Annotated in this window: 29 protein-coding genes; 13 read left to right on the top strand and 16 right to left on the bottom strand. The window is 37.6% G+C overall.

The window, feature by feature from the left end; translation table 11 throughout:
- Nucleotides 1-78: 78 nt before the first annotated feature.
- The 7 genes from O3622_RS07680 to hisS all read right to left on the bottom strand — a co-directional run bounded on the left by O3622_RS07680 (nt 79) and on the right by hisS (nt 3,896).
- Nucleotides 79-297 (bottom strand): hypothetical protein, encoded by a 219-nt coding sequence (locus O3622_RS07680; RefSeq protein ID WP_000832176.1) that lies wholly within the window; start codon nt 295-297, stop codon nt 79-81.
- Nucleotides 298-314: 17 nt separating this feature from the next.
- Nucleotides 315-956, bottom strand: coding sequence for a lysostaphin resistance A-like protein (locus O3622_RS07685; RefSeq protein ID WP_371607294.1), 642 nt, complete (start codon nt 954-956; stop codon nt 315-317).
- A 9-nt stretch (nt 957-965) separates the two neighbouring features.
- Nucleotides 966-1,700: a DUF3169 family protein gene (locus tag O3622_RS07690; protein WP_033583609.1), complete on the bottom strand. Its 735-nt coding sequence runs from the start codon at nt 1,698-1,700 to the stop codon at nt 966-968.
- A gap of 18 nt (nt 1,701-1,718) precedes the next feature.
- Nucleotides 1,719-2,069 (bottom strand): PspC domain-containing protein, encoded by a 351-nt coding sequence (locus tag O3622_RS07695; protein ID WP_033583608.1) that lies wholly within the window; start codon nt 2,067-2,069, stop codon nt 1,719-1,721.
- A gap of 2 nt (nt 2,070-2,071) precedes the next feature.
- On the bottom strand, nt 2,072-2,269 hold the full coding sequence (locus tag O3622_RS07700; RefSeq protein WP_371607295.1) for a hypothetical protein: 198 nt from the start codon (nt 2,267-2,269) through the stop codon (nt 2,072-2,074).
- Nucleotides 2,266-2,472, bottom strand: coding sequence for a helix-turn-helix transcriptional regulator (locus O3622_RS07705; protein WP_000916943.1), 207 nt, complete (start codon nt 2,470-2,472; stop codon nt 2,266-2,268). Before O3622_RS07705 ends, O3622_RS07700 begins: the two co-directional genes overlap by 4 nt.
- Before the next feature lie 143 nt (nt 2,473-2,615).
- Entirely contained in the window at nt 2,616-3,896 is a 1,281-nt protein-coding gene (gene hisS / locus O3622_RS07710) for a histidine--tRNA ligase (protein ID WP_000775880.1), read from the bottom strand.
- 167 nt (nt 3,897-4,063) lie between these two features.
- On the opposite strand from hisS, the gene O3622_RS07715 reads away from it, so the two are divergent.
- On the top strand, nt 4,064-4,405 hold the full coding sequence (locus tag O3622_RS07715) for a metal-sulfur cluster assembly factor (RefSeq protein WP_001204052.1): 342 nt from the start codon (nt 4,064-4,066) through the stop codon (nt 4,403-4,405).
- A gap of 174 nt (nt 4,406-4,579) precedes the next feature.
- Here O3622_RS07715 and ilvD read toward each other — a convergent pair whose 3' ends face one another.
- On the bottom strand, nt 4,580-6,283 hold the full coding sequence (ilvD, locus tag O3622_RS07720; RefSeq protein WP_000137380.1) for a dihydroxy-acid dehydratase: 1,704 nt from the start codon (nt 6,281-6,283) through the stop codon (nt 4,580-4,582).
- 184 nt (nt 6,284-6,467) lie between these two features.
- Between ilvD and O3622_RS07725 the strand changes: the two genes are divergently transcribed.
- The 4 genes from O3622_RS07725 to rpmG all read left to right on the top strand — a co-directional run bounded on the left by O3622_RS07725 (nt 6,468) and on the right by rpmG (nt 8,174).
- Nucleotides 6,468-7,475, top strand: a complete 1,008-nt coding sequence (locus O3622_RS07725) for an SPFH domain-containing protein (protein ID WP_000136839.1) — start codon at nt 6,468-6,470, stop codon at nt 7,473-7,475.
- Between the two features lie 2 nt (nt 7,476-7,477).
- Nucleotides 7,478-7,678, top strand: a complete 201-nt coding sequence (locus O3622_RS07730) for a PTS ascorbate transporter subunit IIC (protein WP_000796544.1) — start codon at nt 7,478-7,480, stop codon at nt 7,676-7,678.
- A gap of 148 nt (nt 7,679-7,826) precedes the next feature.
- Nucleotides 7,827-8,009, top strand: coding sequence for a 50S ribosomal protein L32 (rpmF, locus tag O3622_RS07735; protein ID WP_000290417.1), 183 nt, complete (start codon nt 7,827-7,829; stop codon nt 8,007-8,009).
- Nucleotides 8,010-8,024: 15 nt separating this feature from the next.
- The gene (gene rpmG / locus O3622_RS07740) at nt 8,025-8,174 is read left to right on the top strand and encodes a 50S ribosomal protein L33 (protein WP_001265622.1); all 150 of its coding nucleotides are present in this window, start codon (nt 8,025-8,027) and stop codon (nt 8,172-8,174) included.
- 279 nt (nt 8,175-8,453) lie between these two features.
- Here rpmG and O3622_RS07745 read toward each other — a convergent pair whose 3' ends face one another.
- On the bottom strand, nt 8,454-11,081 hold the full coding sequence (locus tag O3622_RS07745) for an SEC10/PgrA surface exclusion domain-containing protein (protein ID WP_371607296.1): 2,628 nt from the start codon (nt 11,079-11,081) through the stop codon (nt 8,454-8,456).
- A 150-nt stretch (nt 11,082-11,231) separates the two neighbouring features.
- Between O3622_RS07745 and O3622_RS07750 the strand changes: the two genes are divergently transcribed.
- Nucleotides 11,232-11,567 carry a helix-turn-helix domain-containing protein gene (locus tag O3622_RS07750; RefSeq protein ID WP_047206714.1) on the top strand — a complete coding sequence of 112 codons (336 nt, stop codon included), beginning with the start codon at nt 11,232-11,234 and terminating at the stop codon, nt 11,565-11,567.
- A 40-nt stretch (nt 11,568-11,607) separates the two neighbouring features.
- On the opposite strand, the gene O3622_RS07755 is transcribed toward O3622_RS07750, so the two are convergent.
- Nucleotides 11,608-12,519 (bottom strand): hypothetical protein, encoded by a 912-nt coding sequence (locus tag O3622_RS07755; protein ID WP_254734128.1) that lies wholly within the window; start codon nt 12,517-12,519, stop codon nt 11,608-11,610.
- A gap of 411 nt (nt 12,520-12,930) precedes the next feature.
- Here O3622_RS07755 and O3622_RS07760 point away from each other — a divergent pair, with 411 nt between their 5' ends.
- From O3622_RS07760 to O3622_RS07785, 6 genes are all read left to right on the top strand, one after another.
- The gene (locus O3622_RS07760) at nt 12,931-13,227 is read left to right on the top strand and encodes a hypothetical protein (RefSeq protein WP_049530009.1); all 297 of its coding nucleotides are present in this window, start codon (nt 12,931-12,933) and stop codon (nt 13,225-13,227) included.
- Nucleotides 13,228-13,274: 47 nt separating this feature from the next.
- A complete protein-coding gene (locus O3622_RS07765) occupies nt 13,275-13,745 on the top strand; it encodes an RNA-binding protein (protein WP_254734127.1) in 471 nt (156 codons plus the stop codon).
- 12 nt (nt 13,746-13,757) lie between these two features.
- Nucleotides 13,758-14,510, top strand: coding sequence for a cell division protein FtsK (locus O3622_RS07770; protein ID WP_254734126.1), 753 nt, complete (start codon nt 13,758-13,760; stop codon nt 14,508-14,510).
- 308 nt (nt 14,511-14,818) lie between these two features.
- A complete protein-coding gene (locus O3622_RS07775) occupies nt 14,819-16,069 on the top strand; it encodes a replication initiation factor domain-containing protein (protein WP_254734125.1) in 1,251 nt (416 codons plus the stop codon).
- A gap of 78 nt (nt 16,070-16,147) precedes the next feature.
- Nucleotides 16,148-16,411 carry a MerR family transcriptional regulator gene (locus O3622_RS07780; RefSeq protein WP_049538669.1) on the top strand — a complete coding sequence of 88 codons (264 nt, stop codon included), beginning with the start codon at nt 16,148-16,150 and terminating at the stop codon, nt 16,409-16,411.
- Between the two features lie 96 nt (nt 16,412-16,507).
- On the top strand, nt 16,508-17,773 hold the full coding sequence (locus O3622_RS07785; RefSeq protein WP_254734124.1) for a site-specific integrase: 1,266 nt from the start codon (nt 16,508-16,510) through the stop codon (nt 17,771-17,773).
- A gap of 661 nt (nt 17,774-18,434) precedes the next feature.
- Here O3622_RS07785 and O3622_RS07790 read toward each other — a convergent pair.
- From O3622_RS07790 to O3622_RS07815, 6 genes are all read right to left on the bottom strand, one after another.
- Nucleotides 18,435-19,484, bottom strand: coding sequence for a DUF389 domain-containing protein (locus O3622_RS07790; protein ID WP_000126416.1), 1,050 nt, complete (start codon nt 19,482-19,484; stop codon nt 18,435-18,437).
- On the bottom strand, nt 19,481-19,804 hold the full coding sequence (locus O3622_RS07795) for a potassium channel family protein (protein ID WP_001253404.1): 324 nt from the start codon (nt 19,802-19,804) through the stop codon (nt 19,481-19,483). The genes O3622_RS07790 and O3622_RS07795 overlap by 4 nt, the downstream gene beginning before the upstream one ends.
- A 13-nt stretch (nt 19,805-19,817) precedes the next feature.
- Entirely contained in the window at nt 19,818-20,159 is a 342-nt protein-coding gene (locus tag O3622_RS07800) for a hypothetical protein (protein ID WP_000397556.1), read from the bottom strand.
- The gene (locus tag O3622_RS07805; RefSeq protein WP_371607297.1) at nt 20,084-20,386 is read right to left on the bottom strand and encodes a TMEM175 family protein; all 303 of its coding nucleotides are present in this window, start codon (nt 20,384-20,386) and stop codon (nt 20,084-20,086) included. The genes O3622_RS07800 and O3622_RS07805 overlap by 76 nt, the downstream gene beginning before the upstream one ends.
- 382 nt (nt 20,387-20,768) lie before the next feature.
- On the bottom strand, nt 20,769-21,107 hold the full coding sequence (gene cadX / locus O3622_RS07810; RefSeq protein WP_000711083.1) for a Cd(II)/Zn(II)-sensing metalloregulatory transcriptional regulator CadX: 339 nt from the start codon (nt 21,105-21,107) through the stop codon (nt 20,769-20,771).
- An 11-nt stretch (nt 21,108-21,118) separates the two neighbouring features.
- The gene (locus O3622_RS07815) at nt 21,119-21,733 is read right to left on the bottom strand and encodes a CadD family cadmium resistance transporter (protein ID WP_000250556.1); all 615 of its coding nucleotides are present in this window, start codon (nt 21,731-21,733) and stop codon (nt 21,119-21,121) included.
- Between the two features lie 28 nt (nt 21,734-21,761).
- On the opposite strand from O3622_RS07815, the gene O3622_RS07820 reads away from it, so the two are divergent.
- Nucleotides 21,762-21,947, top strand: a complete 186-nt coding sequence (locus O3622_RS07820; protein WP_009013804.1) for a hypothetical protein — start codon at nt 21,762-21,764, stop codon at nt 21,945-21,947.
- Nucleotides 21,948-21,969: the final 22 nt, after the last annotated feature.

Genomic DNA, 21,969 nt, shown 5'->3' on the forward strand with positions numbered 1-21,969 from the left:
GTTTGATTGCCTTTAGAAATCAAAACGAACAGACAAAAAATCCGATGAAAACGTCATCGGATCCTCTGATTATGATTCTTAACCTTTTTTACGCTTTTCAGCAATCTCGGCTGCCTTTTTAGGTAGAACAATCTCCGTCGCATAAGCCGAAGCAAAACGCAAGACACCTGCAATAGGCGCAAAGACAACTGCTAGATAGTTGTAAAAGAAGTCGCCTTTAAAGGCATAGGCAAGTGCCCCGATGATAAAGAAGAGAACAACCGCCTGTATCACTGCTAATAAAATTACTCGTTTCATGTGACCTCCTGACTCTATTATAGCATGAGAATCATCAAAAAGCCGATTAAATTATTCAAAGCGTGGAGAGAAATGCTGTAAAGAAGACCTTTTCGGCTCACATAAGCCAGTCCCAAACTCAATCCCAGACTAGCATAAACTAAAAACTGTTGCAAAGTTCCTGGAAAATGAATCAAGGCAAAAAGCACACTTGATACGAGGAGAAACAGAGCTGTCTGTTTGCTGTTGTTCTGCTTAGGAAAGAGATAGCGCGCCAGCATCCCTCTAAAAATGAGTTCTTCCGTCAGAGGAGCAAAGACTACCACCATAAAGAAACCAAATACAGGCTGAGCAACTGTCAATTGTGATACGATTTGTTGATTGACTGACGGATCTTCTGGCAAAAAGAACTGAGCTGTAATCGCCACTAGCAAAACCAGAGTAGGCAACCAGATATAACGATTAAAAGCTGTCGTCTGGATGCTAACCTTTTCTGTCTGATACCATCTGTAAACTCCATAAACATAGGCCCCTGACAGAGCGATATAGAGTGGCAAGACTCCAAAGATCGAAGCCCCTAGTCCAAGAGCTGACAGCGCCGTACTCTGAACCAGACCATAGCCAAAGAAAAAGGATAGAACAGCTAGAAGAAACCAGCCAAGATTTTTAAGTAATTTCATAAAAGACTCCTATTTGAAATAACGTTTTACCATAGGTAATTGCATCACATTGATATAAATATGGATCGCTCCTACAAGCAAGAAGGCTAGTAACTGAATCTCTCCTGTCAGTAAGGAAAAGAGAACGATTAGAAAATAGAGAGCTGGCAAGACATACTGGTTTAATTGGAATAAAATTCGAAAACTTTGTTCCAAATTAGCCTTGCGCTCCCCTTCATCGTAGGAGTTTATATAGTCCAAGACATCTTTTGGTGTAGAGAAGAATTCCAAATCAAACTGACGAACGATCGCAATGGTCTTATAGAGATATTTTTGAGCACTGAAAATCATCACTAATGCCAAAAAAGAAAGAGATAAGGTTATATAGCTGATATTTAGTACAATTACTTCACTACCTGAGATGAAAAGAGCCAAAAAAATCGCTACGCCTGCACTATTAAAAGCAATAGTTCCAAACTCGAGATTACGATACATTTGTACATAATAGGTTTCATTCAGATCATCATCCATTTCCTCTTGATACAAGGAGTGAAATTTTCTGCTTTTCTTTAAGAAATCGAAAGTCAAAAACATACTAATGAAACCTAACAGTAAACAAATAGATGATATCCATGGAGTCACGGTTTTGACATCTAAAATGGTTCCGTAGTTTTCGGTATAGGCCTTAAACATCTCTGCAAACATGCCCAAGAAGCCTCCCAAGATAACAGCCATTAAAAATAACAATCCACGTTTCTTTTTCATATTCATACTCTTTCTAAACTAAACCAATCCAACTAACCACTGACCAAACACTTTACCTGATTCATAAATAGCTGTCAAGCCCTCTGTTCCAAGTGATACTAAAATCAAACAAACAGCAAACAAGAAAATAGCTTGGTTTCTAGCTTTTTTTGCTCCATCTCCCAAGGGTTCATTGCCAAGCCAACCTGCTAGATAGGCATAGAGAGTTACTGTTATAATCCCAATCTCTGTCGAAGAGAGAAACAGCAAGACTGTCACCAAACGAACGATATTGGCTTGAATGTTAAAATAATTTCCTAAACCTGCACAAACACCTGCAAGTTCTTTGTGCTCAGTATCGACTTGAAAACCTGCTAAAAACTTTTTCATATTCATTCTCCTTTTTCACTTGCTAGATTTTTGGATTTCTTTTCAATCCAGTCAACTACTGGGATGAGAGCAAAGTAGGTCCAAACAAATTGGTCGCTTTGATATGGATTAAACCAGCCTAGGTCCATCCCAATCAGTAGAAATACGCTGACTAATAGAGCTATGGCAACTACATAATACATTACTTTATACTTATTCATTCCTCATCCTCCTCTATACGAAAGACTGACTCGACTGGCTCATGGAATATCTGAGCAATCTTCAGGGCAATAACGATGGATGGGGTGTACTCATCCCGTTCTAACAAACTGATGGTCTGTCTGGAAACTCCTGCTAGCTTGGCAAGTTCGGTCTGATTGAGACCATCGCGAGCCCGAAGCTCTTTTAAACGATTTTTAAGCATTCCTTTCTCCTTTACTCTTAACTTACTTATATTGTAACACATCTTTTTCTTTTTGACAAGTATATTTGTCAAAAAGTTTATGATTTTTGTCATTTTGCAAAAGAAACCGGTCAGGAGTAAGGTCCTGACCGGTTTTTCTACTATTAAAAGCCTAATTTTTCAAAGATTTCTGAGAAATTTTGATTGATAGCATCAAGTGACACTTGAACTTCTTCTCGTGTTTGGTTGTTCTTAACCGTCACTTGTCCGCTTTCGACTTCGCTCTCCCCTAGCGTGATGAGAGTCTTAGCCGCAAAGACATCGGCTGACTTGAACTGAGCTTTAAGCTTCCGGTTGAGGTAGTCACGCTCTGCTTTGAATCCTTGTTGGCGAAGGGCTTGTACCAATTCCAAGGCCTTAACATTTGCTCCTTCACCCAAGACTGCGATATAAACATCTAGAGCGTTTTCGATAGGGAGGGCCACACCTTGCTTTTCAAGAATGAGAAGCAGGCGCTCTACACCAAGGCCAAATCCAAATCCAGCAGTTTCAGGACCACCAAAGTAAGCAACCAAACCATCGTAGCGACCACCCGCACAGACCGTCAAGTCATTGCCCTCAATCTCAGTAATGAACTCGAAAATCGTGTGGTTGTAATAGTCCAGACCGCGCACCATATTGGTATCGATGATATAGTCTACACCCAGATTTTCCAACATCTGACGGACGGCATCAAAATGAGCTTGGCTTTCCTCATCAAGGAAATCCAAGATAGACGGCGCATTCTCTACTGCTACCTTGTCTTCTTTTTCCTTAGAGTCCAAGACACGGAGAGGATTTTCCTCCAAACGACGTTGGCTATCCTTCGACAAGGTCTCCTTGAGCGGTGTTAAATAGTCGATCAAGGCTTGACGATAAGCCGCACGGCTCTCAGGATTTCCCAGAGTGTTAAGGTGCAATTTCACACCTTGGATGCCGATTTCTTTCAAGAAATAAGCTGCCATCGCGATAGTTTCCACATCGGTAGCTGGATTGCTAGAGCCAAAACACTCGACACCAATCTGGTGGAACTGGCGTAAACGACCTGCTTGTGGACGCTCATAACGGAACATAGGGCCCATATAGTAGAACTTGCTTGGCTTTTGCACTTCTGGTGCGAAGAGTTTATTTTCCACATAGGAACGGACAACGGGCGCAGTTCCTTCTGGACGAAGGGTGATATGACGATCACCCTTGTCATAGAAATCATACATTTCCTTGGTTACGATATCTGTTGTGTCTCCGACAGAGCGACTGATGACCTCGTAATGCTCAAAAATAGGCGTGCGCACTTCTGCATAGTTATAGCGCTTGAAAATTTCACGGGCAAAGCCCTCAACGTACTGCCACTTGGCAGACTCAGCAGGTAAAATATCCTGCGTTCCTTTTGGTTTTTGTAATTTCATAGGGAATCCTCTTTAAACTTAATAGTCTTATTTTACCACAAATAGAGGGATTAAAACAGTGAGAGCAGAAAATCTCAAGAGAGTCTTTTCAGAAAATTCATCAAAAACTTGCCAAATTGTCAGAATTATGAGAAAATAGAGGATATTTATCAGGTGGAGGGACTGTTATGAGAGACGATATCAAAATCAATGACCGCGCTTTGGCTTTACAAGACCAAATTATCGAAAAACTAGAGAAGGTTTTTGATACAGATGTGGAATTGGATGTGTACAATCTGGGCTTAATTTATGAAATCAATCTGGATGAAACAGGTCTCTGTAAGATTGTCATGACCTTCACCGATACTGCCTGTGATTGCGCCGAAAGCCTGCCTATCGAAATCGTCGCAGGTCTGAAACAAATCGAGGGTATCGAAGATGTCAAGGTTGAAGTTACCTGGTCGCCTGCTTGGAAGATCACACGAATCAGTCGCTACGGCCGTATTGCCCTTGGACTGCCACCTCGTTAATACTCTTCAAAAATCTCTTCAAACCACGTCAGCTTTATCTCCAACCCCAAAGCTGTGCTTTGAGCAACCTGCGCCTAGCTTTCTAGTTTGCTCTTTGATTTTTATTGAGTATAAGCAGGCAAATCACTTTTGAAGATGAAAAGAAGCAAGCCGAAAATGGCTTGCTTTTTAAGTTTATTTTTTACCTGACTTGTCCATATTCCAGAAGTCTGTCACGGCTCCGCGTGAAGCAGATGATACGATATGGGCATATTTACCGAGAACACCACGGCTGTAAAGAGGTGGCAATGTTGTTTCTGCCTTGCGTTTTTCAAGTTCTTCTTCTGATACGGCCATGGAAATTTCTTTGGTATCTTGGTCAACCGTAACGATATCACCTGTACGGAGGTAAGCAATCGGTCCACCATCCTGAGCTTCAGGAGCGATATGTCCGACAACCAGACCATAAGTACCACCAGAGAAGCGTCCATCCGTCAAGAGGGCAACCTTGTCTCCTTGACCTTTACCAACGATCATGGATGAAAGGGATAGCATCTCAGGCATACCAGGACCACCCTTAGGCCCAACGAAACGGACAACAACTACATCGCCATCAACGATTTCATCTGTCAGAACAGCCTGGATAGCATCTTCTTCTGAGTCAAAGACCTTAGCTGGTCCAACGTGGCGACGCACTTTCACACCTGATACTTTAGCAACCGCACCATCAGGGGCAAGGTTCCCATTCAAGATGATAAGCGGACCGTCTGCACGTTTTGGATTTTCAAGTGGCATAATGACTTTTTGGCCTGGTGTAAGGTCTGCAAAGTCAGCCAAGTTTTCAGCGACTGTCTTACCAGTACATGTGATGCGGTCGCCATGAAGGAAACCATTTGCCAAGAGGTATTTCATAACCGCAGGGACACCACCGACTTCGTAGAGGTCTTGAAAGACATACTGACCAGATGGTTTCAAGTCAGCCAAGTGAGGCACGCGCTCTTGGATCGTATTGAAGTCCTCAAGTGACAAGTCAACATTAGCCGCATGGGCAATGGCAAGCAAGTGAAGAGTGGCATTTGTAGAACCACCGAGAGCCATAGTTACAGTGATGGCATCTTCAAAAGCTTCACGAGTCAAGATATCTGATGGTTTGAGACCAAGCTCCAGCATCTTGACAACAGCACGTCCTGCTGCTTCGATATCTTCTTTCTTGTCAGCTGATTCAGCTGGATGAGATGAAGATCCTGGCAAACTCATACCGAGAACTTCGATAGCAGTTGCCATGGTATTAGCTGTATACATACCACCACAGCCACCAGGGCCAGGGCAGGCATTACATTCGAGACGTTTCACGTCCTCAGCTGTCATGTCACCATGGTTCCATTTTCCGATACCCTCAAAGACAGAAACCAAGTCAATGTCTTTGCCATCAAGATTTCCCGGTGCAATAGTACCACCATAGGCGAAAATAGCTGGAATATCCATATTGGCAATGGCAATCATAGAACCAGGCATGTTCTTGTCACAGCCACCGATAGCGACAAAGGCATCCACGTTGTGACCACCCATCGCAGCCTCAATAGAGTCCGCGATGATGTCACGAGATGTTAGAGAGAAACGCATACCAGGCGTTCCCATGGCGATCCCGTCTGCTACGGTAATGGTTCCAAACTGAACAGGCCAAGCGCCCGCAGATTTGACACCTTCTTTAGCCAATTTCCCAAAATCATGCAAGTGAATGTTACATGGTGTATTTTCCGCCCAAGTTGAAATCACTCCCACAATCGGTGTTTCAAAGTCCTTATCTGTCATTCCAGTGGCACGAAGCATGGCACGGTTTGGTGATTTCACCATACTGTCATAAACGCTACTGCGGTGACGTGTATCTAATTCTGTCATTTGTTCCCTCCCATTTCAGTTTTTACCATTATAGCACAATTTCCGCATGAAGAACAGAATAAAATTCTTGAATTTTCAGAAAATTCTATACAGCAATATTTTCTTTAAAAATGTTACATTTATTTCTTGACTTTATAAATTAAAGTGATATCATTTAGATATCATAAAGCAGGAGGTCATTCTTATGACTGAAAAACTAATCAATTCAAAACCAAATGGTGTATTCGCATTAATTCTCATTGAATTGACACTCGTACTTGGTATCTTTATATTTATAATGGGTGCTGGTTCGGAAAACGTTTTTGGAATTATTATCGGTCTTTTATTAATCTTAATTTCAGTTCTAGCTCATGCTGGTTTAAAAGTTGTCAAACCTCAGGAAGCTCTGGTTTTGACCCTCTTTGGTAATTATACAGGTACCATCAAAGAACCTGGTTTTTACTTTGTCAATCCTTTTAGCATAGCAGTCAACCCTGCAAACCACACTCGACTTGGTCAAAGTGGTGATGTTAGCACAAAATCTCCTTTTTCAGGAATGAAATCATCAAATGGCAATGATGTAAACCTTGAAATTGGCAAGAAACAGATTTCCCTCAAAGTTATGACTTTGAGCAATTCCCGTCAAAAGATTAACGATTGCTTAGGTAACCCTGTTGAAATTGGAATTGCGGTAACTTGGAGAGTTGTCGATACAGCCAAAGCAGTCTTCAACGTTGATAACTATAAAGAATATCTCTCATTGCAGTGTGATAGCGCCCTTCGTAATATTGTCCGCATCTATCCTTACGATGTGTCTCCTAATGTAGATACTACAGGGGATGGACAAGCAGATGAAGGTAGTCTCCGTGGCTCTAGTGAAATTGTAGCTAACCGTATTCGTGAAGAAATCCAAAGTCGCGTAGAAGATGCTGGCTTGGAAATCCTTGAAGCACGTATCACTTATCTAGCTTATGCACCAGAAATTGCAGCTGTTATGCTTCAACGCCAACAAGCATCTGCCATTATTGATGCCCGTAAGATGATTGTAGACGGCGCTGTGGGAATGGTTGAAATGGCACTAGAACGTCTCAATGAAGGAGAATTGGTAGAACTTGACGAAGAACGAAAAGCTGCCATGGTTTCAAATCTCCTAGTCGTTCTCTGTGGTAATCATGATGCACAACCAATTGTCAACGCAGGAAGTCTTTACTAAAGATGGCTGAAGCTAAAAAAAAGCAGATTCCCCTTCGACTCTCAACAAAGTTATACGCTGCACTCGCATCATGGGCAGAAGACGACTTTCGTTCAGTCAATGGGCAAATCGAATATCTCCTTACAGAGTGTGTCAAGCAACGGAAGAAAGACGGAAAATACGTATCAGAAACCATTGACGAACCATTTGAGATTGATATTTAACACCTTCTCCTGTCTGCTAGATCGGACAGGAGAATTTTTTCATCTTTTTTTTGTCAAGTAACTTTACTTTACAAAAAAGTTTTGATATACTATTAAAGTTGATGAAAATCAAACCTAACTGAATTATATCTTAAAAGGAGAAATCAAAATGGCAGTACCTGCACGTCGCACTTCAAAAGCGAAGAAAAACAAACGTCGTACCCACTACAAAGTAACAGCTCCATCTGTAAACTTTGACGAAACTACTGGAGATTACTCACGTTCTCACCGTGTATCACTTAAAGGATACTACAAAGGACGTAAAATCGCTAAAGCTGCATCAGCTGAATAATAGAAGGGAGATACCATGCGCGTAAATATCACACTTGAACACAAAGAATCTGGTGAACGCTTGTACCTTACTTCTAAAAACAAACGTAACACTCCAGACCGTCTTCAATTGAAGAAATACTCACCAAAACTTCGCAAACACGTTGTGTTTACAGAAGTTAAATAAGGTTTCATTACATTTCAGTACATGCTGAAATCCTTGATTTCATGCGGTTTTTGAAATATTGAGTTTCATTACAAATCATTTGAAATCAGTTTTATGGCAACCTTTTTGGCAACCTTTTTTGAAATAAAAAAGAAAGTCAACAATCGAAGAATGTAAAGTCCTAAGAATTTTCTAGGACTTTTTTCATTCCTAAAAATTGTTGGAATAGCGCAGTCTTTTCAATAAATTTTAGGAATCCAAAAAAATCTTCCTACAATAAGTAAGAAGATTTTTTATTTTTTACTTTCTTAAGTTCTTTTTGGTATACCCTAATCCTAAACTTGCTAGCAACCCCAAACCTAGTAATCCTAGCATCGACTCCTTTGTTCCTGTATTTGGAAGTTGCTTCTTAGATTCTGCTTTTACATTTATGGTTTTTGCAGGAGCTTGATATATTCTATCATCTTTAGTTCCTACTGTTGCAATTACTGCTTTAGCCTGTGCTTTTGCATCCACAACATCAACAACTTTACCAGTTGCGTCAGTAACTTCTTTTGGTTGACCACCTGCTTTACGGATTGCATCTTCTTTGTCTTTCAAAGCTTGCAAGCGTTGTTGTTCTGCAAGGTATGCGTCGTGTTCAGCTTTGAGTTGCTTAAAGTTTTCATACCCACGAGCCTTAGCTTCAGCGATACCCTCAAGGCGAGCCAACTCTTCCTTAGCAGTCTCCAACTCAGCACGAAGTACACCAAGCTTAGATTTAGTATCAGTAAGCTCTTTGTTCAAAGCCTTAAGGACTTCATCACGTTTAGTAAGGGCGAGTTCAAGAACTGTATAGGTATCAGTAGCTTCTTTAGACGCTTCACGTTTACGAGCAAGGTCTTGACCAGCTGACTTACGAGCCAAAACTGCTACATCATGAGCTTTAGTAAGAACTTCCAATTCACCTTTGGCAGTTTCAAGAGCCTTGTCTGCTGTTGCTTTTTCAGCTTTGGCAGTTGCAAGAGCCTTTTTAGCCTCTGCAAGAGACTTAGCCTTGTCAATAGCGTTTGTTTTAGCTAGTTCAAGAACTTCTTCGGCAATTTTTAGGGCTTGTTTGTCTTCAGCCAACTGAGCTTTAGCTTCTTCGAGAGCCTTTTCAAGAGCTGGAACGTCAATCTTGTTCAATTGGATATCGGACAAGTGTCTGCGAGCAAAATAAAGGTCATCGTCAGCTTTACCATACCTAGTCTTAGCAAGATATACCCCGTTTTCAGCTTCCTTGAGGGCTGAGTATGCACCGATGTAAGACTTCTCAGCCAAGTTTACTTTTTCTTGCAATTCTGCAAGCTGTTCTTGTTGACTTGGTGCTGTAACTACTTTCGTCTTATCAAATTTTGAATTGTTTGAGAGTAAGTTATCTGAAATCTTGATATAGTGGATTACAGAAGTAAAACGCTTGTTAGAACGAAAACCAAGACCAGTGTACTGCATGTACCCAACATTAGGGTTTTCTGGAAGTACCCCACTGAGGGAGTTTGCGTGCCCCCACTTAGCATGAGAGTCGTCAAACAACATAGACAAGATATCGTCATAGATACGACGTTTAAGGTCTGCAACAGTAGTTGTTTCGTCGTCACTGAAACCTGCAAGCTCACCCAAAAGTAAACCGTTGTCTTTTTCTCCTACCTTGCTAAGAGCATCGAAGTCGTGACCATACTCTTCTTTAGAGGTACGAGCAACTTCATTAGCAATACGAATTGCATCTTCTGTAACTTTAACAGGGTCTGTACCGAATTGTTTACGAAGTTGGTTGATAAGGTCTGCTGCGAATAAAGAAAGCTCTTTACGAGTTTCATATTCAAGATTGTTAATATCTACCTTTGTGTTAAGGTCTTTCTTAGATGCTTGAGGGTAGTTCAAGTCGTAACGATAAACTTCCCCACCATCGAAAGTAATTTTACCAAACTTCTCGTACTCTTTGAAAGCGAGCGCTTTTAGTTGGTCGGAAAGCTCCTTGCTTGGATTAGAAATGTACTGTTTAAGGAGATTTACATACTCCTGACTTACGTTGACGGTATATTTACCACCTTGGTCAGACAACTCTTCTTTAGCACGGTCAAGATCGGATTTGGCTGCTTTAACTGCTTCTTCTTTTTGAGATTGGTTAGCTTTAGCATCGTTAAGGTCTGTAGTAGCTTGTTTAAGCACTTTTTCTGCAGAAGAAATCTTGTCTTGGGTATCTTTTATAGCCTGTTCTTTATCTGCAACAGCCTTTTTACCGTCGTCAAGTTTTTTCTGAGCTTCATCTACCTTTCGCTCGTCAACTCTAACTTTTACAGTAAGACCATAAGCTTCTTTGTCAAGTGTATGAATATCTGTAGTAGATGAAAGAGAATCTACTTTATTTTGAGCTTCAGCTACCTTGTTAGATGCATCTGTAGCAGTCTTTTCAGCATCGGATACTACCTTAGTTTGGTCTTCAACCTTTTCAGCAGTTGCAGATACAGACTTATCAGCATCAGTTACAGCCTTTTCAGCAGTCGCAAGCTCACTGGCTTTCTTGTCAGCATCTGCCTTAGCCTCAGCTACCTTTTCAGGTGTAACAGTCTTAGCTTCTTCTACCTTTTTAGTAGTGTCAGCGATAGTCTTTTCAGCATCTGCAATGTTTGCTTCAGTAGATGCAACTACTTCTTTTTGCTTAGCTACATCCTGATTAGCCTTATCCAATTCAGCTTTAGCCTTGTCAACATCCGCTTGACTAGGAACTTTAGGTTTAACCTCGTCCTTAGCAACTACCCTAGTTGCTGGCTCATTAACCGCAACTTCAGTCTCACTAGCTGATACCGTAGTAGATACCCCTAGAGCCGAGATTGCAAGCGTTGAAATAACTGCACCTGTGCGCAATTTCTTGATGGTTCCGTGACCTTGCGTGTTTGATTCTAGCATGTAAACTCCTTTATGTCTTAAAAGACTGTTTTATGAATAATATTATACCATATTTTCAGTCTTTTAAATATTATTATTGCAAAAATTTCAGTCTTTTGATAACGATTTATTCAATGAGATAAACTTGTATGATAGTTATGAGGTACTATCATGACTGAAAAAATAAATTTAAGAGAATTTGTTGCAAAACAAATCAGACTTCTAAGACTGAAAAGCGGGATGACACAAGAATATCTAGCAGAAAAAGCTGATTTGGGTTTTAACTATATCTATAGGTTAGAAAATAAACAATTAAACGTTAAGCTCGAAACCATTGAAAAAATTATACAAGCACTTGAAGTTGATATGAATACTTTTTTTAATATTGAAAATCAAAATCAAAGCGGAGAGTTTTCACAACTCATTGAAGATATTAGAAATCTACCGACAGAAAAAAGAGAACCTACTATAAAGGCTCTCCGAGATATATTAAAACAAATAAATTAAGCCAAGTATTTTTGAACTTGGCTTTTTTAAATTTGCTAATTTAATTTTTAGTTTCTCTCTTTATATCATGCTCTGTTTTAGTCTGACTGTGAATAAATTTAGGTATATCTTCACCATTCAATGCTTTCTTAGCATTATTGAATAACCAATCTAATAAAACAAATTTATCATAAGTTTTTCCAAATTTAATGTTAAATTCATTCATTCCCGCTAGTCCACTAGTTGCTTTTTCAATGCAATCCAATAAACCTAACTCTTCCAGACGTTCAACTAACATCAATGAATCAAGACGATTATCTAACCGAGATAATATTTCAATATTTTCTTCAGACTCCAATAGTTTTTCAACAAGAGGAAGATATTCAATAGCTTTCGACAGAGTATCTAATTTGCTAATAATTTCAAATAGATTATCTTGTTCAGAGATACTCTTATAAAAGTGATCAATCCATACAATTAGAGCGTAGTCATTAATTTTAGTTTTCTTATTTGGGAACTTTACACTTTTTAAGCTTGATATTATGGAGTTTTTTAATGATTCCACTCGTTTATCATCTGATAATACAGCTTTTGCCATATTTTTTAAATCAAGTTTTTCTAATTTATTAGTGATTATATTAGATACTTCTGTAATATAATCTTCATTTTCCTTCTCTATTTCATCCACAATAGTCTCTGCAAATCTTTCTAATGCAGTAGATTTTTCGTTTATATTATCTTTGTCAAAGGAAGGAAAAATAGCTAAATAATTATTTTTAGAAACTACCTTACCAGACAACAAATTTTCTGCTGTCTGGTCGCTCATGTGAAACTTTTCTGCTAGATAAGCAATTTTAGCTTCATAATCTCCACTAATCCCTTGTTCTTCTTTAAAACCTTTAAATTCTTCCATTTTGTGCATCAAATTAACTGTAACTGCAACAAGCATGCGTTCTTCTTTTTTTTCTTCCATAGCAAACATCCTTTACACAAAAAAGTTTATGTATCATTTTAGCATTAATACATTTTAAAGGTCAAGATATTAACGGGGTTTTATAAAAGTTTAGGGTAAAACGTTTTCAATAACAATCTTACAAAAATTTATTTTTTTTTGAACCAAATAATCTCGATAAATAATAAATTCTATTCCACTGAAAGTGCTATGTAGCAAGCTTTAAACAATAGTGAGAACAGAAAAAAATCTTTTAAAAAAACCAAGAAAAATTATTACTTATATTTTAAGTGAATTTAGGTAAAGTCTTGTCAGTTTTTATGGAATAATTAAGATGTGAGGTAGCTATCACACAATACATATCTTCAATAAATTTGAAAAGCCGTGAATTTTTTGATGTATTTAATAAAACGGTTAGAAAAGAGGTAGCCTATGGAAGCTACACAAACAACATTGCAGGGTCGCTTTATTGGCGCATCGGAAGTAAAAGACTATACATCTGGTCTCAGCACTGGTCAAACAAATTTGACTATCGGTGTACGAACTCCAGACGGTCGATTCAATCAAACAAATATCAAGGCTGATATGGTTAATGTATCTGATTTTACAACTTTATTTGACGAAAAAGTAGAAATTGTTCTTGAAGGTGTTTCTATCAATGCTTATAACAGTGGAAATCGTGCTGCGCTCTCAGTAAAAGCTAAGTCTGCTTTTATTGAATTGGTTTAATGGGTAATGGGGGGTATCTCCCCTTATCCTTAGAAAGGAATTATTCTATGTCGTTTATATCTTGGTTGATTATCTTATTTGCTGGATTTCTTTATTTAGCTCTTAGGGTAAGTGAAATTAGAGAAAAGCAGAAACAGGCTCAGACGCTTCAGTTAAACCTTCCAACAATCACAGCAGATATTGAACAGGTAATTGAAGAAAGCGCCACTGTTTCAGGTCAAAAACTTCTTTTTGATAGTCGCTACATTCGATTCTTGCAAAGTAACGATGACAATAGCTCTCACTTTGTTAGTTTTCCAATTATGTTATCAAAGAAACCTGATATCAATGAAGAAAGCTATGTTCAACAAGTCTTTTTAACACAGTTTAACAAATACCTAGCTGAATCTACAACCTATGAAAGCTGGTCAGACAAAGGGCTGAGGCTTTCTGTTACGCCTCAATTTGGAAAACTGTTACGGTATAATAATCAGTATTATCTAAATTTGGGAATTCAGTTTTCTTACAGTTCTAAATAGGAGTATTAACAGATGAAATGCTTTCTTGATAAAAATCTATTTGAGTACAGAAATCATTTTTTCTGGGATATACCAGTTGAGCGTGTACCTCACGCTCTTTTGGTAGGCTCCTCAGGCTCAGGTAAGACCTATGCAACAAAGGTCTTTTTAGCAAGGTTTGCTTGTACCTACCCAGAAGCAACGTTCCTTATTGGTGATTACAAAGCTGATACAGACTTTGCCTTTCTAAATGGCTGTAAAGGATTTAAGCGATTTGATGAGGTTTCAGAATTACTTACTCTAGGATTAAAAATCCTTGAAAATCGCCAAAAAGGAATCGATAGTTCCAGAGAATTTGTAGTGGTTTGCTTCGATGAGTTCAATGCGTGGCAAAATAGCCTAGACAAAAAGGAGCGTGAACAAGCTATTAAAGACTATACTCGCCTTATTCAACTAGGACGGTCCTTTTCAATTTTTGTCATTATTTCCCAGCAAGATGCCCATAAAGCAAGCTTGGGGTTATCACGTGATTCTATAGGTACAGTAATTGCACTAGGCAAATTATCTAAAGAAACGGTCTCAATGCTCTTCTCTGATGAAAAAGATGACATTGTGCGAAACAATCCAAGAGGTGTCGGCTACATGAAGATAGATGGGCAAGATAGTCGTCATATACTTGTACCAAGTCATAATTTACCTCCTTTAGAAAAACTGATTCGGGAGGCTGTTCAACGTTCAGACTGCTATTTTCTTGATGAAGAGGCTGTTGACCCTGATTCACTTTAGAGAATCAGATGGTCTTACAGCCTCGCCAGCTTTAGCTGGCTGTTATACGGGGGACATGTGAAGACCCCCGTTCCATTTGACCTTGTTCTAAAGCTATGTAAATTCCACTTTAGGGTAAAATGCTCAATTCCCTTAAAATGCTGTTATATCAACGTTATTCTATAACTTTTTATTTAGGGTGATTACTTCCTGAAACTGTGAGAGAATAAAAGCGTAGAAATTTCGCTACATTACAATAAATAGTTAACTAAAGCAATATTTTCCGCCCAGTTAACTTTCACTCTTTAGGCGGATAGAAAGAAAATAAAATGATTTGTAAAAATGAAATTGAAAAGTATCTTCAAAAAGATAACGACCATAACCCAGTCATTATGACCAGTGTCGATGAAGCTACATTTGTCATCCAACCGACAGAAGATACTGTAGGAGAATATCCTGATAATTGGCATCAAATTGCTTTATCGCTGTCTGAAACAGTAGCAGAAAAGCTATCCCTCCCAGTTCTCTTTGGAAATTATATTCCACTAAAAACCCCACCAGCAGGTTATACAGAGGGATTTACCTTTCAGAATCTCCCCTATTACTTTGCGATTGCTTGGCATCAGACTAACTTCACTATGGGAATTATCCTAAAAATTTCTGCATCAGCTTTGTCTCACTATAAAGCCTCCTATCAAGACTATTATAGTGAAGCAATTGACGTTCATAATATAGCACAACTGCTGTACGCTGACTATTATGATTTGCGCCTTTCTCGTATTGACCTTGCTGTTGATTACTTTAATTATCCAATGGCTGTCAATGACCTTTACCAAGGGTTAAAAATCAAAAAATATATTATCACCAATCATAAAGGACGTAAAAATATTTCTAACATTAGCGCTCAAGAAGTGAATGGTCAAGCGCAAACGATATATATTGGTAGCAAGAAAAAGAATGTAAATGCTCTGTTGCGGATCTATAACAAGTATCAGGAACAATTAGATAATCAAGGTCGCTATATGCACTTAACTAAGTATTGCAATTCTTGGGTACGCATGGAGGCTTCCTATAAAGGTACTTATAGCAATCAAATTCTAACCTTATTGCTTGCTATTGATAGCTCTCAAGATTTGAGCAAGCTCATTGTCAACAAAATGATTGATAAATATTGTTTCCATGATGCAGAGACTGGTCAACTGTTGCCATTCACTAGTGATTTACTTAAAGGTTTTGGTATCTTCCCAGAGCTTGAATCCTTAAACTCCCGAAATAATGATTTATTAGCAACCATTTCTTATTTGTTAAAAGGTAGCGGATTTTATCCACTTCTAAGGAAAATTGAGGAAATTTGGGGTACGCAAGCCCGTAATCACTTCATCATCAGGTTAGTTCAAGAATACGAATTCAACTATATCCCAAATCCAGATGTTGGGATATGGTTAAACAAATTCGGTGATGAACTGTCAAAACTAAATTTTAAAGATTTTCTGGAAGATGCCTTTCAAATCTTTTACCAAAAAAACAACATCACTCCTAAAGATTCCGCCAAGAAGCCTAAAAGTGATGTTGCAGATTAGCAAGAGATAAGCAGTAGCTTACCCCTACTGCTATTATCTCATATTTCAATTATATTTACCAAAGAAAGAGAGAATAGTATGTCTAGCAATAATTTTGATTTAAAGCAAATCGAACTCATGCTTCTTACCGTGATTGACCTACTAAAACATTTAAATAGTGAAAAAAATAGAACTGGCATTATTTATACTCAAAAAGAGTTATTAGATTTACTGAGTATATCTCCAAATACATTGAGGTCATGGGAAAATAGAGGTCTTAAACGTTTAGAACCACCTATTGAGGGTACTAGAACCGTTTACTATCATATTGATACCGTTTTAGAGTTTTTAAGTCACAACTAGAAGTGAAATATGCTAAAATAAGAGTATCAAAAAAGAAAGTGAGATACTATCTATTTTAGCTTTTTTCAATTCTTCGATTGATTGAAGAGAGCAGCAATGAATATAGAAAAAATTATCCATAAAGGGAAAACCGTCCTCAAGAAAGTAAAGGACAATGGCGAGATTAGTTATTCAGCAAAGAGTATTTATCTAGGTTTAGATACAAAAACAGGAAAACCTGTAAAAACAACAATAACAGCGAAAACCCTGAGGTCCTTAGATCGCAAAATTACACAAGCTAAACTTGATTTTGAAGAAAGCGGTTCAACAAGACAAGAATCTTTTAGTATCTCTACATTATTAGAATTAGCTGAACTTTGGTTTTCAAACTACGAAACTTGGGTTAGTTCAGATAATACTCTCAATCGAGTGAGAAATTATCTTGATACCTATATATTACCCAAATTCGGACACTATCAACCAGATAAAATCACTTCCTCCGATATACAAAATTGGATTAACGAGCTTGCCCAAAAATCGAAAAAATCTGTCGATGCCGGCAATAAGCGAGCTAAAAAAGGAAGCGCGAAAGACTTCGGAGCAATCGCTCACAAATTAAGAGAGATTTTCGATTTTGGAATAACACACTTTGAATTAAAGTATAATCCTGCTCAATCTATCAAAATTCCCCCAAAACCTAAAAGCAATCAAAAACGCATTATGGTTCTTCATGATGAAGATTTAACTATCTGGCTAAATTTCGTTGATACTTTATCTAATACTAGGGCTAATCGGCGATTTAAAGTTATCTGCGACAGTCTACTTGCTTCAGGAATGAGAATCAATGAGCTATTAGCTTTGACTATCTATGACCTTGATTTTGAAAGTTCTGAAATATTAGTCACTAAAACTCTTGTTTGGAAAAATGCGAAACCTAAGTTAGGATTAAAAGGAAAGGTTGTTTGTAAAAATACTCCTAAATCTGATTCGGGCAATAGAAAAATAGCTGTTCCGTACCAAATTATTGAGCAACTTCAAAACTTCCATGATGAAATGAATCTTTATTTCAAGAAGAACGGTCTTTCAAAAAGTAAGTTGATTTTCCCAACTATTTACGGAAATTATATGTGCGATAGGAATGAACGTGCGACACTCAAAAGACGATTACAAGAAGTTGGTCTACCTGACTATGGTTTTCACTTATTCCGCCACACACACGCTTCTATGATGTTAAATGCAGGTATGAACTGGAAAGAGTTACAGGTTCGTATGGGACATAAGTCTATCAAAACTACTATGGACATATATGCCGAGCTTGCCCCTAAAAATCAAACACAAGCGGTAGATATTTATCTAAATAAAATTGCAGAGCTAACCTCATAAAATTCATGGCAACCTTTTTGGCAACCTCTGACAATTTTATCCAAATCAATAGCTTATAAACATTGATTTAATAGGGTTTATCACAACTAAAATAGATTTTAAGTATTCCTTACAGAGGTTAAATAAGGGTTCACTACACGTCAGTAGACTTTAGAAACCTTGATTTAAAGCAATTCTTGAATTTCGAAATTTCACTACATTGCGATATGAATCAATCGAATCACTACCTTTTTCACTACCTTTTATGTAATAAGAAACTGATTCGTTTATTTAAAAAGAAGAGGAACTTTAGTGTCAAGCTCCTCTTTTTTATTTGCTCTTTTACTTACAAATCGTAAGACCTGGTTTGGAAAGTATGAATTTCAGTTGGACTAAAAACAGCGTAATATCAAGACTTTTCTCCGCTTTTATAAAAGCGTTTTTCCAATCAAATTCAACTAATTTTATCTAAATGGTGTGGATTTTACCCCCAAAATTACAGAGAATGGAGCTGATAAACACTAAACGTTCACACCATTAGTTAAATGATTTTTTTCATCATTTTTCTTAGATGATAGAACTTCTAATTTATTTCTTATTCAAGCAAAAACAACCTGCTATAAGTAAGAAAGAGGAAGATACAAGAAAAACACGGCGTAAAAACCGATTCAGTTCATTGTCCTCAATCCTTGTCTGCTTCATTTTCTTTTACGAGATCGTTTTGTGAATCTTTTTCAGAGAGTTTTTGATCAATATACTTGTCAATGTTTTCATAAAATTCCTTGGTCGCTTCACTATCTAATGTTGGCGAGTTCTGAACTTGATTCACTTTCAATTGAACAGATTGAATACCGTAAGAGGCTTGTTTTTGGTGGAGTGTTTCTAATTCTTCTTCTGAAATCGGATCTCCAACAACCGTCAAGACCAATTCATTGTTACTTGACTTGTAGACTTGATTAATAACCGTATAATTGGCGAACTCTTTTCCTACAAACTGTTTGATCCCTTCTTTGCGCGCTTGTTCTATTGTCAGAGTAACTGCCGAATAGCTAGCTGGAAGAATCAACAATACAATCAAAGAAATCAAGCCAATTCTCATTTTAATGCTCAGCTCTTTAAATGAAGTTAAAGGAGATTTTCTCATCAAAATTCTTGTTCCAACAATGTTGGCTAGCATGATAAAGACACAGTTGATCAAGAAAAGATAGAGAGCCCCCAATAAAAATCGTACATTCCCATTAGCTAAACCATAGCCAGCAGTACAGATAGGCGGCATCAAAGCTGTAGCAATGGCTACTCCTGGCACGATATTGTTTGCTTCTTTTTTCCTTGAACCGATCACACCAGCAATCCCACCAGCAATAGCAATGAGAACATCCCAAATGGTTGGAGAGGTTCGTGCGATCAACTCGCTACTTGCATAAGACAAGGGAGAAATCCAGAAATACAGAGTCGAGACAAGCAAACTGACCAACACTTGAGTCAATAAAACCTCTAGAGATTGCTTGATTAAACGCGTATCAAAAATAGCTAAACCGAATCCCAGTCCAACAATCGGTGTCATGAGAGGTGAAATTAACATGGCTCCAATAATAACAGCTGTTGAATTCATATTTAGACCGATAGAGGCAATAAAAATTGCACACATCAAAATCGCTGTATCTCTCAATCGAACATGAAGGTCATCGTATAATTTCTCACGGTATTCCCGTGTTGAATAATTGGCAGTCATTTGTCCTCTCCTCTTTCCTTATTTAAATCGGTATAATAATTAATAATAACAGCTGATAAACAGCCAAAAAATATGAGCCCATAAATCGTCAAGAAGACACTGGTAATCCTTCCAATCAAGGTCACAGCTAGGAGATCCCCGTAGCCGACAGTCGTCGAAGTCACAAAAGCATACCAAAGACCGTCTCCGTAATTTGTGATAGCAGGTTCAACTAGGAAAAGCACGCCTCCTGACCCAAAAACAAAGGTCACAAAACTCAGAGCAAACCGAGTAAAACCCGTAACCTGTATAATATGCCATAACATTTTTAAACGTCTCATTTGTTCTCCTTATTCATACTAGCTCCTGACCGAGCCGTTTTTTCCAATAATCAAAGTGAAGATAGGACATGATCTCCATCAGAGAAAGATAGACAAACTGATAGATCTGATTTAAGCTGATTATCAACTGATATTGTTTGAAAAATGACTGGAAGAAAGACCAGATATGACTGTCTTGAATCAGTCCCTTCTTAACATCAGACAGGATATTAGCTAAAGCTCCCAAGGACTGAAACGGTAAATCCTTGACATTTATATAGATCCGGTCCACCACATCATTCAGACTGGTATCTTGGATGGCATGAAATTCTCCAAAGAGAACTCCTGCCGCTCCAAGAGTAGAAACAAATTCCACCAAATAATTTCTGAGGAAATTTTCTCAACCTTTTCCCATAATGTGTTTAGTGCCATCCATAACGATCCCAACCAGAAAAAGGAAAGAAAACAAGCAAAGAAATTTTGCCGTAAATCCCAAAAAGCTTCAAGACTTGGTGTTGTTGGTTTGTCTAACTCTAAAATCAAGATGGTCATAATAATTGCTAGAACAGCATCTGTCAATACAATTAATCTGTCTTTCTTCATCGGATTGCATCCCCTTTCTTTTTTGTAACATTCTATCTTATCGCATAATATTGGATATTCTTTCATAATCCGACTACAAACAAAAATAAACCAAAAAGTCTGTCCCTATTATGCTATATTTAACTCTAGAAGTATTCATCCATCTAATTAATAAATATATCATATTTCACAATAAATGACTACTATCAAAGATACATTTTCTTTCAGATTTCTCCCTTTTAAACTTGGCTAACTTGACCTGCATTACCTAGGTCGCTTTGCTTTAAATTATACTTTTTTCTTAAAGATTTGCTACGAGTAGTCTTTCATGTGAGTAATTTTTATCAAAAAATTTCATAGATAAGTCCTATATATAATCATGATAAAGTAGTAAAAATAGTTGTTATCCTAGTTGATTAAAAAAGTCTTTGATTTCCTCATCTTTTATAAAATAATATATAATTTTCCCCTCTCTTCTAGTATCCAAGATGTTTTGATTGGCTAGTTTACGAAGATGGTGGGAGGCAGATGCCATACTGAGATTTAGTAAACAGGCTATATCACAGACACAGAGTTCTTCAACAGCAAGGAGATAAAAGATGATATTTATCTGTTTATTATCGGTAAACTTTGATAAAATACGAAGTGATTTTTGGACTTTTTCCTTTTCAAGGTAGTTCGTTGCGGTTGTAACATTTTGCTGATTTATAATATTCACTTGGCAGATACTATCTTTTTTCATAATTTTTTCTCCTAGCCGAACACAGTCCTTAGCATGTTAAAGCTGTTGTTTTCAATCAGGATATACATCCCCAGTCCTAAATAAACAACGGCAATAAACCATCTGCTATATTTTTCCAAAGTTTCTCCAACAGAAGGGACTTGTGCCAATTTTTGGGCAGAAAAAACCAAGAGATAAATCATGACTAGAAAGGTAAGTAAAGCCACTATCAAATTCGCTAAATTTAAGGTAATAAAATATGGGACAAAAACACCAATATTGTCAGCACCACAACTTGCAAAAGTAATCATAGCGACTAGAAAAATCAGGTTTTTATTATCTTTGCGCAAACCATCTTTTGCAATAGCTTCTCCATCAGAATCTCCTAAAAGCAAAACTTTGAGTCCTAGGAAAATTGGAATCAAACCGAGCAAACCTAAAATCTCTTTACTAGGAATATAATTTAAGACAAATGCAAAAAGTAAACTTAGCAATATTAGACTAACAGAGCCTAGAAATTGTCCTAAATAGATGTTAATGATGTCTTTTCTGCTTTTTCTTTTGGCAAAAAATAACATTAGGATAATAAGTAAGTCTACGGCTGTCCCAGAATACAGGATTATTGAAGTAACAACATTTTGAACCATAAAGCACCTCATTCAAATATATTTTTGAATGTATTTTAACATTAAACTTTGTAGATGTCAACTTCAGCTCCATCAAAATATAGATAAGAAGGTAGTGTCCCAAACATTAAAAAGCCCTGCCATCGAAATGATAGCAGGGCTTAACTTCAATATCCAGATGATATATTTATCTAAAAAAGGTAGAGTAAAAGGTAGAGTTTTTATTGATTTGTAGTGCGATATAATGAGTTTCCAAA

Origin of the sequence: Streptococcus sp. 27098_8_51 (genome assembly GCF_041432205.1) — a bacterium.
Classification (GTDB): domain Bacteria; phylum Bacillota; class Bacilli; order Lactobacillales; family Streptococcaceae; genus Streptococcus.

What these genes read in the sequence shown, in the direction of transcription:
- O3622_RS07760 (WP_049530009.1), top strand. Translation starts at nt 12,931, where the DNA reads ATGGAAGCTACACAAACAACATTGCAGGGTCGCTTTATTGGCGCATCG.
- O3622_RS07805 (WP_371607297.1), bottom strand. Translation starts at nt 20,386, where the DNA reads ATGAAGAAAGACAGATTAATTGTATTGACAGATGCTGTTCTAGCAATT.
- cadX (WP_000711083.1), bottom strand. Translation starts at nt 21,107, where the DNA reads ATGAAAAAAGATAGTATCTGCCAAGTGAATATTATAAATCAGCAAAAT.
- O3622_RS07820 (WP_009013804.1), top strand. Translation starts at nt 21,762, where the DNA reads ATGTATTTTAACATTAAACTTTGTAGATGTCAACTTCAGCTCCATCAA.
- O3622_RS07680 (WP_000832176.1), bottom strand. Translation starts at nt 297, where the DNA reads ATGAAACGAGTAATTTTATTAGCAGTGATACAGGCGGTTGTTCTCTTC.
- hisS (WP_000775880.1), bottom strand. Translation starts at nt 3,896, where the DNA reads ATGAAATTACAAAAACCAAAAGGAACGCAGGATATTTTACCTGCTGAG.
- O3622_RS07695 (WP_033583608.1), bottom strand. Translation starts at nt 2,069, where the DNA reads ATGAAAAAGTTTTTAGCAGGTTTTCAAGTCGATACTGAGCACAAAGAA.
- O3622_RS07790 (WP_000126416.1), bottom strand. Translation starts at nt 19,484, where the DNA reads ATGACTGCCAATTATTCAACACGGGAATACCGTGAGAAATTATACGAT.
- O3622_RS07780 (WP_049538669.1), top strand. Translation starts at nt 16,148, where the DNA reads ATGTCTAGCAATAATTTTGATTTAAAGCAAATCGAACTCATGCTTCTT.
- O3622_RS07765 (WP_254734127.1), top strand. Translation starts at nt 13,275, where the DNA reads ATGTCGTTTATATCTTGGTTGATTATCTTATTTGCTGGATTTCTTTAT.
- O3622_RS07770 (WP_254734126.1), top strand. Translation starts at nt 13,758, where the DNA reads ATGAAATGCTTTCTTGATAAAAATCTATTTGAGTACAGAAATCATTTT.
- O3622_RS07685 (WP_371607294.1), bottom strand. Translation starts at nt 956, where the DNA reads ATGAAATTACTTAAAAATCTTGGCTGGTTTCTTCTAGCTGTTCTATCC.
- O3622_RS07725 (WP_000136839.1), top strand. Translation starts at nt 6,468, where the DNA reads ATGACTGAAAAACTAATCAATTCAAAACCAAATGGTGTATTCGCATTA.
- O3622_RS07785 (WP_254734124.1), top strand. Translation starts at nt 16,508, where the DNA reads ATGAATATAGAAAAAATTATCCATAAAGGGAAAACCGTCCTCAAGAAA.
- O3622_RS07755 (WP_254734128.1), bottom strand. Translation starts at nt 12,519, where the DNA reads ATGGAAGAAAAAAAAGAAGAACGCATGCTTGTTGCAGTTACAGTTAAT.
- O3622_RS07815 (WP_000250556.1), bottom strand. Translation starts at nt 21,733, where the DNA reads ATGGTTCAAAATGTTGTTACTTCAATAATCCTGTATTCTGGGACAGCC.
- rpmG (WP_001265622.1), top strand. Translation starts at nt 8,025, where the DNA reads ATGCGCGTAAATATCACACTTGAACACAAAGAATCTGGTGAACGCTTG.
- O3622_RS07715 (WP_001204052.1), top strand. Translation starts at nt 4,064, where the DNA reads ATGAGAGACGATATCAAAATCAATGACCGCGCTTTGGCTTTACAAGAC.
- rpmF (WP_000290417.1), top strand. Translation starts at nt 7,827, where the DNA reads ATGGCAGTACCTGCACGTCGCACTTCAAAAGCGAAGAAAAACAAACGT.
- O3622_RS07745 (WP_371607296.1), bottom strand. Translation starts at nt 11,081, where the DNA reads ATGCTAGAATCAAACACGCAAGGTCACGGAACCATCAAGAAATTGCGC.
- O3622_RS07750 (WP_047206714.1), top strand. Translation starts at nt 11,232, where the DNA reads ATGACTGAAAAAATAAATTTAAGAGAATTTGTTGCAAAACAAATCAGA.
- O3622_RS07795 (WP_001253404.1), bottom strand. Translation starts at nt 19,804, where the DNA reads ATGAGACGTTTAAAAATGTTATGGCATATTATACAGGTTACGGGTTTT.
- ilvD (WP_000137380.1), bottom strand. Translation starts at nt 6,283, where the DNA reads ATGACAGAATTAGATACACGTCACCGCAGTAGCGTTTATGACAGTATG.
- O3622_RS07730 (WP_000796544.1), top strand. Translation starts at nt 7,478, where the DNA reads ATGGCTGAAGCTAAAAAAAAGCAGATTCCCCTTCGACTCTCAACAAAG.
- O3622_RS07690 (WP_033583609.1), bottom strand. Translation starts at nt 1,700, where the DNA reads ATGAAAAAGAAACGTGGATTGTTATTTTTAATGGCTGTTATCTTGGGA.
- O3622_RS07705 (WP_000916943.1), bottom strand. Translation starts at nt 2,472, where the DNA reads ATGCTTAAAAATCGTTTAAAAGAGCTTCGGGCTCGCGATGGTCTCAAT.
- O3622_RS07775 (WP_254734125.1), top strand. Translation starts at nt 14,819, where the DNA reads ATGATTTGTAAAAATGAAATTGAAAAGTATCTTCAAAAAGATAACGAC.
- O3622_RS07700 (WP_371607295.1), bottom strand. Translation starts at nt 2,269, where the DNA reads ATGAATAAGTATAAAGTAATGTATTATGTAGTTGCCATAGCTCTATTA.